This is a genomic window from Streptomyces sp. NPDC048696 (genome assembly GCF_043198895.1).
Classification (GTDB): domain Bacteria; phylum Actinomycetota; class Actinomycetes; order Streptomycetales; family Streptomycetaceae; genus Streptomyces.
In genome coordinates, this window is record NZ_JBICVJ010000001.1 from 49,126 (window position 1) to 61,137 (window position 12,012).

At 69.5% G+C, this 12,012-nt stretch carries 14 protein-coding genes and 3 pseudogenes; 10 read left to right on the forward strand and 7 right to left on the reverse strand.

The genetic code is table 11. The annotated features are described in order from the left end of the window. The first annotated feature begins 203 nt into the window (after positions 1-203). Positions 204-317, forward strand: coding sequence for a DUF6233 domain-containing protein (locus tag ACGFRG_RS00245; protein ID WP_393260767.1), 114 nt, complete (start codon positions 204-206; stop codon positions 315-317). 260 nt (positions 318-577) lie between these two features. Here ACGFRG_RS00245 and ACGFRG_RS00250 read toward each other — a convergent pair whose 3' ends face one another. From ACGFRG_RS00250 to ACGFRG_RS00260, 3 genes and pseudogenes are all read right to left on the reverse strand, one after another. Then, positions 578-826, reverse strand: a complete 249-nt coding sequence (locus tag ACGFRG_RS00250) for a hypothetical protein (RefSeq protein WP_393259775.1) — start codon at positions 824-826, stop codon at positions 578-580. After that, positions 816-1,388: pseudogene (locus tag ACGFRG_RS00255) on the reverse strand (pyridoxal-phosphate dependent enzyme); the annotation flags it as partial. The gene ACGFRG_RS00250 and the pseudogene ACGFRG_RS00255, both read right to left, overlap by 11 nt. 408 nt (positions 1,389-1,796) lie before the next feature. Next, positions 1,797-2,846: a hypothetical protein gene (locus ACGFRG_RS00260; RefSeq protein ID WP_393259777.1), complete on the reverse strand. Its 1,050-nt coding sequence runs from the start codon at positions 2,844-2,846 to the stop codon at positions 1,797-1,799. A 355-nt stretch (positions 2,847-3,201) separates the two neighbouring features. Here ACGFRG_RS00260 and ACGFRG_RS00265 point away from each other — a divergent pair, with 355 nt between their 5' ends. Continuing rightward, positions 3,202-4,230 carry a helix-turn-helix transcriptional regulator gene (locus ACGFRG_RS00265; protein ID WP_393259779.1) on the forward strand — a complete coding sequence of 343 codons (1,029 nt, stop codon included), beginning with the start codon at positions 3,202-3,204 and terminating at the stop codon, positions 4,228-4,230. Here the strand turns inward: ACGFRG_RS00265 and ACGFRG_RS00270 are convergent. Continuing rightward, entirely contained in the window at positions 4,221-5,192 is a 972-nt protein-coding gene (locus ACGFRG_RS00270; RefSeq protein WP_393259781.1) for an SDR family oxidoreductase, read from the reverse strand. The two genes, ACGFRG_RS00265 and ACGFRG_RS00270, sit on opposite strands and share 10 nt — an antisense overlap. A 416-nt stretch (positions 5,193-5,608) precedes the next feature. On the opposite strand from ACGFRG_RS00270, the gene ACGFRG_RS00275 reads away from it, so the two are divergent. The 4 genes from ACGFRG_RS00275 (at position 5,609) to ACGFRG_RS00290 (ending at position 7,357) form a co-directional block, all read left to right on the forward strand. Beyond that, positions 5,609-5,893, forward strand: coding sequence for a hypothetical protein (locus ACGFRG_RS00275; RefSeq protein ID WP_361430552.1), 285 nt, complete (start codon positions 5,609-5,611; stop codon positions 5,891-5,893). Between the two features lie 214 nt (positions 5,894-6,107). Next, on the forward strand, positions 6,108-6,455 hold the full coding sequence (locus tag ACGFRG_RS00280) for a hypothetical protein (RefSeq protein WP_361430553.1): 348 nt from the start codon (positions 6,108-6,110) through the stop codon (positions 6,453-6,455). 517 nt (positions 6,456-6,972) lie between these two features. Next, a complete protein-coding gene (locus ACGFRG_RS00285; protein ID WP_361430554.1) occupies positions 6,973-7,131 on the forward strand; it encodes a hypothetical protein in 159 nt (52 codons plus the stop codon). A gap of 13 nt (positions 7,132-7,144) precedes the next feature. After that, positions 7,145-7,357 carry a hypothetical protein gene (locus tag ACGFRG_RS00290; RefSeq protein ID WP_361430555.1) on the forward strand — a complete coding sequence of 71 codons (213 nt, stop codon included), beginning with the start codon at positions 7,145-7,147 and terminating at the stop codon, positions 7,355-7,357. Positions 7,358-7,384: 27 nt separating this feature from the next. On the opposite strand, the pseudogene ACGFRG_RS00295 reads toward ACGFRG_RS00290, so the two are convergent. Beyond that, positions 7,385-7,513: pseudogene (locus ACGFRG_RS00295) on the reverse strand (histone-like nucleoid-structuring protein Lsr2); the annotation flags it as partial. Positions 7,514-7,641: 128 nt separating this feature from the next. On the opposite strand from ACGFRG_RS00295, the gene ACGFRG_RS00300 reads away from it, so the two are divergent. After that, the gene (locus ACGFRG_RS00300) at positions 7,642-7,917 is read left to right on the forward strand and encodes an FG-GAP-like repeat-containing protein (RefSeq protein WP_361430600.1); all 276 of its coding nucleotides are present in this window, start codon (positions 7,642-7,644) and stop codon (positions 7,915-7,917) included. Between the two features lie 116 nt (positions 7,918-8,033). On the opposite strand, the pseudogene ACGFRG_RS00305 reads toward ACGFRG_RS00300, so the two are convergent. Then, positions 8,034-8,171, reverse strand: a pseudogene (locus tag ACGFRG_RS00305) (transposase); the annotation flags it as partial. A 129-nt stretch (positions 8,172-8,300) separates the two neighbouring features. Then, the gene (locus tag ACGFRG_RS00310) at positions 8,301-8,537 is read right to left on the reverse strand and encodes a transposase (RefSeq protein WP_393259784.1); all 237 of its coding nucleotides are present in this window, start codon (positions 8,535-8,537) and stop codon (positions 8,301-8,303) included. Between the two features lie 432 nt (positions 8,538-8,969). Between ACGFRG_RS00310 and ACGFRG_RS00315 the strand changes: the two genes are divergently transcribed. The 3 genes from ACGFRG_RS00315 (at position 8,970) to ACGFRG_RS00325 (ending at position 12,004) form a co-directional block, all read left to right on the forward strand. Beyond that, the gene (locus ACGFRG_RS00315) at positions 8,970-9,488 is read left to right on the forward strand and encodes a transposase (RefSeq protein WP_393260771.1); all 519 of its coding nucleotides are present in this window, start codon (positions 8,970-8,972) and stop codon (positions 9,486-9,488) included. 252 nt (positions 9,489-9,740) lie between these two features. Continuing rightward, positions 9,741-10,892, forward strand: coding sequence for a hypothetical protein (locus ACGFRG_RS00320; RefSeq protein WP_393259787.1), 1,152 nt, complete (start codon positions 9,741-9,743; stop codon positions 10,890-10,892). A gap of 107 nt (positions 10,893-10,999) precedes the next feature. Continuing rightward, positions 11,000-12,004, forward strand: a complete 1,005-nt coding sequence (locus ACGFRG_RS00325) for a DMT family transporter (RefSeq protein WP_361430561.1) — start codon at positions 11,000-11,002, stop codon at positions 12,002-12,004. Positions 12,005-12,012 lie beyond the last annotated feature (8 nt).

The following is a 12,012-nucleotide window of genomic DNA, read 5'->3' on the forward strand; positions in this document are numbered from 1 at the left end:
GCGTTCAGACCCGCACCAGCCCGAATGAGACAGCACGGTGGATGGCTCCGGCATATGCGTAACTGCTCGCCGAGCAAGCCCGAAGGGATCGCGGCCATCCCGCTCCACCAACTGCCGCCGGTGCTTCGGCTTCTCCTCGCGGTACCGCCTCTTGGCCGCCTCCCGAGCTGCGAACAGGGCCTGGCGCCGGCGACTACTTCATACTGGGCAAGCGCCGCGAGGCGGTCAGCCGACAGCAGGCCCAGCTGGCGCTCGCCGAGGGAATCGACGCGTGCGGCTTCTGCCGACCAGACCGCGAACTCGGCATCCTCGACTGACCGGCCGCTCGGTGGTGGGCTGCGCCGCGCACCGGGCATGGGCAGCCGCCCAGGCCGCCGGATGTGGGCCACGCCCAAAGCGGCTCACAGGTCCAGCACGGGTAGTGCCACCAGATACTCCGCCGTACCCGGCCCAAAGCGATCGGCCCGCCGACGACGCCACCGCCTCTTTCTCTACGAGCTCCCGACGTCTCTCCGCACCACCAGCCCGAAATCCGTACCGCTCCGGGAGCGCTCGATCCCCGGGGCGGTACGGATGTTCAGGCGTTCGGGGCGGGATCCATCAGCGACAGTGCGTCGGTGTTCGCGTCGCACAGCACCACCGCGACCTTCTCCCCGTTGCCCGGCCGGTAGCTGTGCCATGTGGTGGCGGCCGCCAGATCCCGGTCGGGTACGTGCTGGTCGGGGCAGGTGAGTGCGGCCAGCGCGGTGGCGGCGCCGTGTTCGACGGCGAGACGGCGGTGGTCCCACAGGGCCCTGCGGGCCCGCACGATCTCCTCATCGCTCACCAGGACCGAATGCACCCGGTCCTGCTGGGCTACGCGAGCGCCATGGCCGAGGCGCGCGGGCGCCGAGCGAGTCGGCCGCGACCGAGTCGACCGGCACGTCGACCAGACGGCATGCCCGGATCGCGGCGTTCAGCGCCCGGCAGTTCTCCGGCTCGGCCGCGACGACGCGGATGCCGTGGTGTAGGGCGGCGGCCACTCCGGCGAACAAGCCGCCGCCGACCGCGACCACCACCGTCTCCAGGTCCGGGATCTGGGCGCGGATCTCCTCCAGCAGCGTGCCCGCCCCGGCCGCGATCAAGGGGTGGTCGTAGGCGTGGGAGGCGAGCGCACCGGTGGCGGCGGCGAACTCCTCGCACCGGCGAGCGCTTCCGCGTACTCCTGGCCGACCAGGCGGACGTCTGCGCCGTAGCCGCGCAGCCACGCGGCCTTCACGGCCGGGGCGGTCTCGGGCAGGAACACCGTGGCCGGTACGCCCTGCTGGCGCGCCCCCCCACGCGCATGCAAGACCCGCGTTGCCGTCCGACGCGATGGTCACCCCCACCTGCGGGAGGGTGCCGGCATCGCGGTGGGCCTGGAGGAAGTTGTGCGCGCCGCGGGCTTTGAACGAGCCGGTGTGCGATGTGGATGCAGAGGTCTATGTCACCCCTCCTGGCTGGCGGTGGCTCGCAACGGCAAACTCACCCCGCCCAGATGGCGTGCGGCATGGGTGTGCCCCCTGGATGGGCCAGGGGGCACACACCGCGGTCGGGGCGTCGCTTATTCGCGGATCGTCAATGAGCGCAAGGCCTGCGGCCAGCCGTTCGTGTCGGCCGACCACAGGACGTTGTTGTCCGCCTTGTGTATCACCAGGTTGCCATCGTCCTGGATCTGGACCCAGGCGCCCTGGTTGTTGAAGGTGCCGGTGGACCACAGCGGTTAGTTATTTTCGCTGTACAGCACCAGGTTGCCGTCCCACTGCATGACGAGGTGGTCACCGGGCGTGCGGTTCGTGGTGTCCCTGTCGATCTGTTTGTTGGTGCCGGTGGCGCGGATCGCGTTGATCTGGTTCGCGTCCGAGTACTCCACCGGGTTCCCGTCGTTCTGCATGGCCAGGGTGTGGCCGTTGGAGGAGACGATGCTCTGGCCCTTGTTCAGCTGTTGGCCGGCCGCGAGCTTCGAGTTCCCCCCCCCCCCCCCCCCCGAGAATCTGGGACTGCCGGCTGGCGAAAGTGACGGTTTTGTCGTCATAGGAGCTGACTGTTCCGAGGAAGCCGCCCCAGGAGCTCGATGCATTCATGAATCCCGGGCCCTGGGTGATGTCGGGCGTCTTATCGGGACTGCTGCCGCCGTCGGGGTAGATGGTCCCCTCGAAGTCGGCCGTTCCGTGGTCGAACACGGAGACCTGGTAGCTCCAGTCGTGGACCGGGCTGGCCTTGCAGTACGAGACGTTGTCCACCCCGGGACCACCCACCAGGTGGTTGGGGGTCAGGATGTTCTTCGCGCGGAAGTCCGGGACGTTGTAGATGGCCACGATGTTGTACTTGCCGTTCGCGGCCTGGTCGGCCCCGTCGAGGGCGGAGTTGACGAAGCCCTCGTACTTGCTTGAGTCGCTGAACGCGGCGAAGACCTTGTCGATGGCGCCGATGATGTCGCCGAGTCCGCCGGGGCTGACGTCGCCGACACCGTTCTCGTTCGTGTGGTTGTTTCCGTGGACGCCACGGCTGCCGGACGGGCCACTGCCCGTCGACCCGCTTCCGGTCGACCCGCCACCGTTGACGGTGCCGCCGCTGGTGACACCGGGTGCGGTGTCGAAGCGCCAGCGCTGTGCGGCGTCGCCGGAGTTGCACGGCTGGACGTCGATGCCGAGGTCGGCGCGGCGGTGCAGGCAGTCGTTGCCGTTGTTGGAGGCGTTGTGGACCAGCCAGGACTGGCCGCCAACGTTCCGCAGCGTCCACTGCTGGATGTCGGCGCCGACGTAGTTCCACGAGCCGACGCTGCCGACGCTCTTGTCGCGGTCGAGGACGTTGTTCGTCCCGGGCACGCCGATGCTCCAGCGGCCCGTTTCCGGCGTCCTTGACGCTCCACTGCTCGTTGGCCCAGTCCGGGTGCCAGTCGGCCAGGCCCGCCGAGGAGCCGGTTGTGTTGCCCTGACACTGGGCCGCGCCACCGGCCTCGTTGGAGACGTTGTACGTGGCACCGCTGGACGGCAGATTGGTGAGGGCGTAGCTGCCGGCGGCGGTGCCAAGGTTGAGCCCAGGCCTGCGTGGCAGCTCTCGCGATGTCCGAGTACGCGCTGTATGGCATCGTCTGGGAGCGACGGGCTCGACCGCACCGCCTTGGAGTATGCCCCTGGTTCTGCCACGAGGCCGGGTCACCGGGTCACCGATCATTGGACCATGCGCGCTGCCCGGCTGATTCGTATGGCCCTCCTCCTCCAGTTGAACCCCGGCCTGACCGCCGCCTCGCTCGCCCGCGAGCTGGACGTCTCCGAGCGCACCGTGATCCGCGATGTCCAGGCGTTGCAGGAGGCCGGCATTCCGGTCCGGTCCGAGCGCGGCCGAGTGGGCGGCTACTCCCTGGAGCCGGGTTACCGGACCCGGCTCACCACGCTGCACCCCACCGAGGCGGAGACGTTGTTCCTGTCCGGTCTGCCTACGGCCCTACAGGACCTGGGGTTGTCGGACGCGGCGGATGCCGCACGTCTGAAGCTGACGGCCAGTCTCCTCCCGTCGGTGCGGGCGGCGGCCGAGTCGTCAGTACGCCGGTTCCACCTCGATGCGCCCGCCTGGTTCCGGGAGCCGTCCACGCCGCAGCTGCTGCCGGAGCTGGCCCGCGCCGTGTGGTCCGACCGCACCGTCGAGCTGTCCTACGCGCGGCCGGGCCGCGACAGCGCGCAGCCTTCCACGGTCTCCCGTGTGATGGAGCCGTACGGGCTCGTCCTGAAGGCGGGCGTCTGGTACCTCGTGGGCCGGATCCCGGGCGAGGGCGCGGACCGCGGCGGGGCCTGGCGTACCTACCGCGTCGACCGCGTCACAGCACTCACTCCAGCCACGGAGGAACCGTTCGTACGCGATGCGGCTTTCGACCTCGCCACGTACTGGGAAACCCACGCGGCCGGGTTCGCCCGGACGCTGTTGCGCACGACCGTCACCGTGCGCCTGACAGAGCAGGGTCTGCGCCGACTGCCCGGCGTGGCGGACGCGGCCGCCGTCGAGGAGGCACTGGCCGGGGCGAGCGGGCCGGACGCCGCCGGTCTGGTGACGCTCGACCTGCCGACGGAGTCGCAGGACGTCGCTTTCCACCAGCTGACCAGCCTGGGCGCGGACGTGGAGGTGCTGGCCCCGGCGGACCTGCGCACCCGCTTCCGCGAGCGCGCCCTGGCCCTCGCCGCCTTGTACGGGACGCAACCGGAGAATCAGCGGTAGTCGTCCGCCGAAGCGTCCTTCCGGCCGTGGACGACATCCTCGATGTACGCCCAGGCGTCCGGCTGGCTGCCGTCCACGTCCCGTACACCGTAGGCCTTGGCGAGTTCCGCGCTGGAGGTGGACTTGCCGTTCCAGCGCCCGGCCCGGTCCGGGTCGGCGGCCAGGGCCGCGACCGTGCGGGCGAGGTAGTACGGGGACTCGGCGATCGCGAAGGTCGGTTCCTGCGCGATGGCGTCGCGCCAGTTCTCCTCGGTCACGCCGAAGTGGGCGAGCATCTGTTCCGAGCGCAGAAACCCCGGTGAGACGGCGACCGCCGTACCCCCGTACTCCGCGAGCTCCTGGCCCAACCCGAAAGCGAGCCGGATAGGGGCGTTCTTGGCGAGGTCGTAGTACATGTTCTCGCGGTAGCGGCGGTTGAAGACCGCGGTGCCGTCGGTGACCTCCACGTGCAGCGGGGCGTCCGAGCGAATCAGGAGCGGCAGCAGGAGCGCCGCCGTGATCACGTGCGAGCGGGCTCCGAGGTCCAGGATGCGCAGGCCGTCGGCGAGCGGGGTTTCCCAGCTCTTCTTGCCGAATACCGAGGCGGCGAGGAGGTGCTCGCCGCCCCAGAGGTCGTTGACCAGGACGTCGAGCCGGCCCTGCTCCTGGTCGATCTTCCGGACGAGGGCGCGGACTTGGCTCTCGTCGAGGTGGTCGGTGGGGACGGCGATGCCCGTGCCGCCGGCCGCGGTGACGAGTTCCGCGGTCTCCTCGATGGTCTCCGTAGTACGGCCGACCTCGCTCGCCTGCATACGGGTGGTGCGTCCGGTGACGTAGACGGTGGCCCCGGCGCGGCCGAGCTCGACGGCCTGGGCACGCCCGGCACCGCGCGTGGCCCCGGCCACGAGCACGATCCGGCCCGTGAGCGGGCCCTCCTGGGCAGCCTTCTGGGTAACGTCCTGGCGGGAGATGTCCTTACTCATGTCGTTCATCGTCCACGCCAAAGGTGACAGATCACGTCACCTTGTTCCGGGTGTTCTGTGCCCTTCGCCAGCAGCAGGTACCGGCTCGCTGGGCCGGTACCGGAGGGTGGTGGACGAGGGGGTGTTGTGCGGAGCACCGGCGCGCCCGACACGGATCCGCGCCCAAGTCGTCACAACGTGCACGGTGGGACACCCCGAGCGGCCAGGAGGTCCACACCCAGAGGGGATAGATCCGGCACCCCCCGATCCACCCGGTACGCACGCTAACCCTCAAGAACCGGCGTGAGTGCGGCACGGAACATCCGAACCAACTTCTCCTTCTGCCCATCTGGCGGCCCAGGGGCTGGATGGGGTAGCAGCGATGAGGCAGCCCGCAAGGGCGAGCACGGCGGTCGGCCACCATCATCACCGAGGACATGCTGCACACCGTGCTCCGCCGCCGCGCGGGCGGCGAATCCGTCGAGCAGATCCAGCCCGACCTGATCATCCCCATCGGCAAACGCAAAGGCCAGGCCCCCAGTCTCGCAAGTATCTACCGCGCGCTCGCCGAGCACGAGAAGCAGAAGGCGTACCCCGAAGCCGTCGCCCAGGCACACGCCGACCTCGCTGACCTCCAGGACGCCGACGACAACCCCCGCCCCCGCCGAGTCCGCATGCGGCGGCCGGACGACCCGCTCACCCCGACGCCTACCGGACCGTGATCATTCCCAACGGCACTTTCTGCACCGCGACTATCACACACATCGCAGTCGACGCCGCAGGGCGTGCTCCGAGAAGGGGAAGCCCGTCGCGCGCCTTTATGCGCCCCGTTCACTGTCTGTCTCAAATGCGCTGCTCGGCAGGACACTGCCAGCCCGGGGACGCCCCTGGGTACCACGCCCGTCGTCCCACCACCGCAGTCAAGGAGGAAGGGCCATGCGCTCCACACGATCGCGCCTCGCCAGTGTCGCCGCGGCCGCCGCACTCGCCGCGGCCGGAACCCTCACCCTGACCACCCCTGCGCACGCCTTCACCTGCCCCACCAACAGCGTCTGCGACTTCTCCCGGACCTTCTACCACGATGCTGCGGAAGTCGACCACCCGGCGACGGACCAGTGCTTCACCACGAACTTCACGGCGCACTCCACCGAGAACAACACCACCCACGACCTCGTGCTCTACCTGGACAAGAACTGCACCGTGCCCGCAGGTGCCCAGGTCCAGCCGCTGTCCAACCTCCCGGTCGACGACTACCGGTCCTACCGGGCGGACGGCGTTGGCTGAGGTCGCCGGGCGCCACGTGGACGGCGCCCACGCTTGACGCCCTGGTTTCCTCGCTGAGGAGAGAACCCGGTCCACGGCGGTGCGGTCCTGCCGGCCCAGCCGGCCCGGCAGGACCGCACCGCTGACCAGTGGGCGAGGCGGGCTCGACATCGACAAGATCCAGCAGGCGATGGCCGGGGCTCTTCCGAGTACGTCCTCTGCCCCGCCCCCCTCCCGACGGGTGGGGCGAGTCCTCCCGGCACGTCGGATGGGCGCCTCACAGCATCCGCTGCATTCATCCAGGGCGGCACGGATGGCGCGCGGTCAGTGGCCTCGGCCGCCTCGGGCCCGGCCTTTTTGATCGGCCCTGCACAGGCCGTGGCGCGGCCGCGGAAAAGCAGGGCGAGCGGGCCCTGCGGATCGGGCCGAGGTGTTCCGCCGGGTGACTGGGAAGGTCGCGGCCATCTTTGACGCCACGTTCGGCGGGCTGGCCACGGCCACGGCCGCCGCGCGCGGCACCGCGCAGGCGGCCTGACGCGTGCCTGCCGAGTACTTCATCGACCACCGGTGGATCCTGGAGCGCCAAGAGGAGACCCTCCCCGGTGACCTGTCCGTCAACGACTACTCCGTGCTCGCCGGAATGGCCAAACGGCACCGGGTCGACCCGCCCCGGCACGACCAGGTCTCCGACGCCTAGTGGCAGGGCCGCCGTGCTCCTGGAGGAGTGCGTCCTGCTGCGCCCGCTCCCGGCCCGCACCGAACTGTTCGGCTACGGCCTGGCCATCGCGTACCTGGAGCTGTCCGGGTACCGCAGCGACACGACGTTCGAAGTCTGGCGCGAGCTGGTGAACGACATCCGGCTTCTGCGCCTGGACTCCTTCCAGATCGCCGACCGGCTCCGCGCGTTCCAGATCGGCACCTAGGCCACCGGGGCCGCAGCCGGGCGGCGTTCACCGTGGTGGCGCGCACTCCTGCTCGTACTCCTGGCGGATGGAGGCCGGGATGCGCCCCCGGTCATTGACGAGGTAGCCGTTGGCGCGAGCCCATCTGCGTATCGCCTGGCTGGCGGGGTCCTGGTGGATGGTGAAGGCGGACGTGTCCGTACGGTCCGGAGACTGCGCGGGCGGCTGGTCTGATGTGTCCGACGACGGCTGATGATCCATGGTTTCACCGTATGCGGTGCCACTGACATCGCTGCCTGCCGGGCATCGTCGCCCGCGACAAGGCCGGGGTGCTCTGGCTGTACACGGGAACCGGTGACCGCAACAACCCGTTCAACCCCCGCGTCAAGATCGGCGGCGGCTGGAACACCTACAACCGCATCCTCTCCGTCGGCGACCTCGACAACGACGGCCGCACCGACCTCGTGGCCCGCGGCAACGACGGCACCCTGTGGCGCTACTCCGGCAACGGCAACGCCACCGACCCCTTCGACAACCGCGTCAAGATTGGCTGGGGCTACAACATCTACAACCTCATCTGATCACCAGGTGAGCCAGACCGTGGGGACGGGCCCGCGGCGTACCTGGCAGGGAAGGGCGGCCCTGGGGAGGGCCGCCCTTCCGGCGTGCTGCGCCCAGGCTCAGAACAACAGGTAGCCAGCCCCGTCCGCACCCGGTACACCACCCCGTTGATCACCCGACGGTGATCACTCCACCGACCCCCACGCGCACCACCCCGCGGCAAGAACGACTCCAGCCGAGCCCACTCCGCATTCGTCAGATCCCCACGCCCCATACCAGCCAGCCTGAGCCCAACACCCCACTCACGTCAGGAGATCCAAGAAGCAGTGCCTAATCGCCGCTTCGTCTCCCGCAGTTGCCACCGCAGCAAGTCATGGACGGTCTGGTCGGTTCCGTCGTCGCGTCAGAGGTAGAAATAGTACTTCACCGCTCCGGGCGGCGGTATGTCGTGTGACAGGAACTCCCCCTGGCAGCCGGTGCGGTTCTGGTAGAGGATCGCGTTCCCGATTTCCCGGATCGCGTATTTGCCCTGGTGGCCGCTGACCGAGGGGTGCCGGGCCTTCCACTCCGTGATCACGGGTTCGACGAGCTCCAACTGCTCATCGGTGAGATCGCCCGGATACGGCTTGCGCATGCTCATGCCACAACCCAGCGAACCCCGAACGCCTGACCGGCGGCGATACCCCAACAACAAACCATCGAGCGATGACAAGCCGGACGGAAGATCACGTACCGCACTCTGAAAGCGGTTGTCCGCAAGACCGGAGTCAGCGGTCGCGATGAACTGCTCGCCGCGCTCGGTCCCTGACCGCACCTTGTGCCACCTGGGGCGCGGCACGAACCTGGCCGAGCCGACGCCTTAGCACGCCGACCCCACAGGGCGCCATACCCCAACCTTGGGGATACCTGCCCCGCGCTCCCACCCGGCATTGTCTCCCTGCAGTGCACACACCGTATCGGTGCGCTACTTCCGCCTCCGGTCGGTGGTGACGGGGGGAAAGAGCTCTGCATGAGGGGGTGCTTGAGATGTTGATCAAGGCTGTGGAGCCACCTTGGGATTACTTGTGGAGACCTGACGGACGAACAGTGGCTGTGCCTGGCGGCGGTGTTGCCGCCGTTGCCGCAGATGGGGCGCAAGCCGCGGGAGGGGCGGCAGGTCCTCGACGGGAACTGGCGGCGGGTCCGGACGGGTTCACCTTGGCGGGGTGTCCCGGATCGATATGGCCCGTGGGGGGGCTGGATATCCGCCCGGCATGGGAGCCGGTGCATGGGTGGGGCGGTCCGGCCGGTGGCCTGGGCTCGGCTCGGCATGAAGTCTGCGGATGGCACGCGGATGTGTCGCCTCGTCAGGTCCACGCTGGCCCGGGCCGCAGGTAGTCGTGATGTTCGGCTGCCGTGCCTGCTCCCGGCCCGGCCGATGCTCCTGTATCCCGTGCCGCACAGCCATAGCGGTAGCGGGCAACTGCTCGCGCAATCGGGGAACCGGACATTCCGGCCGATCTCAACTCGGCGCGCCGTGCCCGCCGAGACCAACGCGGACGGGCACATGGAGCTGTTCGGCGTCAACGGCAGCGGTGCGGTATTCCACTAGTGGCAAACCGTCCTGGGCGGACTCTGGTCGCCCTGGGAGCAACTGGACGGTTCCTAAACCTCGATCGCCGCCGAGACCAACGCCGACGGGCGCGTCGAACTCTTCGGCGTCAACAGCAGCGGCTGCCCATACCACCGCTGGCAGACGGCCATCGGCGGCCCGTGGTCGGGCTGGGAGCAGTTCGACGGGCTGCTGAGGCACTGACTCAGATACGAAGCGAAACCGACGTCGACATCAGGGGGATGGTTTTCGATGCACGCGCACACCGGGTCGGAAAATGGAGCGAGCTGGGCCAAGCTCACGCTCGAAAACGCCGATGCCTGGGTGGCATGGGACGAGCAGGACGGGATCGACTACGCCTACGGCGGCAGCCGTACGGTTCCCTTCGACACCAGCGACGAGGAGACCGCAACGGTTTTGACGCGGCTGGCCGTGAACGAGAGCCAGCTGAAGAACCGCCTCATCAACCAGGCCCTCACCGACGGTGTCGTGAGCGACTTCGAGGGCCTGCCGCCCGGCTTCCTGGACAGCAGGGTCGGCGGGGGCCGGTGCGTCATCCGCCCGCGCGACGAACATATCGCCGCCATCCTCGCGGACCCGCTGCACGAGGACTTCAGGCGCACCATCGAACCGGTCTTCGCGGGTGTCGGGGAACTCCTCAACGACATGAACGGCGCCGTCAAACTCACCCCAGACTTCGGCCGCTTCGCCGGACTCGCCGACATCCTCTACCAGTACACCCCCCACGTCCTGGGCATCAACCGGGCCAACGGCGGCTGCGGCGGAAAGTCGTCCTTCTCCACCACCGGGGTCATTGCCGCGTTCGAATCACTGAAGCCGAACCTCAACGGAGCGCTGACCCTTCTCGGCTCCGACGGCGCGATGGGCAGCGAATTCTTCAACTACCTGAAGACCTCCCGCTATCCGGACGTGGCCGTCGCCGACATCTCCTATCCCGACGCCCAGAGGTCACTCGACGGCTACGCCGTCCTTGCGTCCGCCCCCGGCCGCTACACGGACCAGGTCCTCAGTCGGGGAGGGGCGATCGTGGCGAACACCTGGGGCAACGAGCTGGAGAACTCCAGCCTCGATGCGCTGCGCCCGGGCACGCTGCTCCTGCTGGCCCACAACCACTCGGTACCGGTCGGCGATCCAGGGCTCGCTCTGATGCGGCAGGTCAGCGACCGGGACATCACCGCCCTGCCGGGCCAGGTCTTGACGCTGGGCGGCGCGCTCACCTCGCGCCTGGAGTGGTTCTCCCGGCAGGCCTGGCCCGGGGAGCTCTTCAACAAGCCGCTCGCCCACGAAGTGGTCCGCAAGGTGGTCACGCACCTCGTGCGGCGCTGCATGGAGGCCGCGGGTACCGCCGCCAGCACTCCGTACGAGGCCATGCTCTCGATCTAGAACCACACCGGCCGGCCGGCGCCCCACCACGCGCCGGTCGGCCGGATTTCTTCCCCTGCCCCCGTGACCGGCGGCGATCAGCGACGAAGGAAGCAGGCGAACATCCCATGCGGACGGGGTCACGCGAGTACAGGGGCAGCCCCCGCCAGGACCCACAGCCGCTGTCACCCGCGCTCACCGCGGGGATGGTCTTCGCCTCGGCATCGGGTTACCCGATCGGCTCCCTCGGTGTGGGCGCCGCCTCGCCCTTCGTGCTCACCGCGGTCCGCCTCGCGCTGGCTGCCGCGGCGGCCGGGTGCATCGCCTGGGCCGGCCGCGCCGCCTGGCCGCGCGGTCAGCTCCTGCTGCACTGCTGCGTGGCGGGGTTGCTGGGCCAGTGCGTGCACTTCGCCGGCCTGTACGCGGGCCTGGCCGCCGGAGTCCCGGCGGCCGTCTCAGCCCTCGTCTTCGGCCTGCATCCAGTGGTGACCGCGGCACTGACCGCGCTGGTCTTCCGCACCCGCCTGCGCTGGCAGCAACTCCTCGGCCTCGGTCTGGGTATCGCCGCAGTGGTGTCCGCGCTCGCTGGCCGGCTCGCTGCGGCCGGACCGCTCGACGCCGGCAGCGCGCTCACCCTCCTCGGTCTTTTGGGGCTGGCCGGAAGTGCGGTCTACCAGCAGAGGTTCTGCACCGGCGTCGACTTGAAGGCCGCCACCGCCATCCAGCTCTCCGTCGCCGTGCCGCCCCTCGCGGTGCTGGCCGTGCTGGAGGACGGAGGCGTCTCCGACTGGCACAGCGCGGGCTTGGTCGTCCTGTGGCTGGTGGTGGTCAACTCGGTGATCGGCACCCGCCTGATCCTGGAGGCCGTCTCCCGCAGCGGAGCCGCCCGCGCCAGCACCGCCTTCAGCCTCGTCCCGCCCACCGCCGCGGTCCTGGCCTGGCCCATCCTCGGCCAGACCCCCGACGCGGGCGCCTACGCGGGTCTCGCACTCGGCATCGCCGCCACCCTGCTCGGCGCCGGCCGCCCCGGCCTCCGCCAGCCACAAGTGCCCGCCCCCGCATCCGAATCGACCGACAACCCTGCGCCCCCGATGCCCCTGGACGGCACATCCGGCAAGAGGGGAGTGTCGTGAATCAGGAC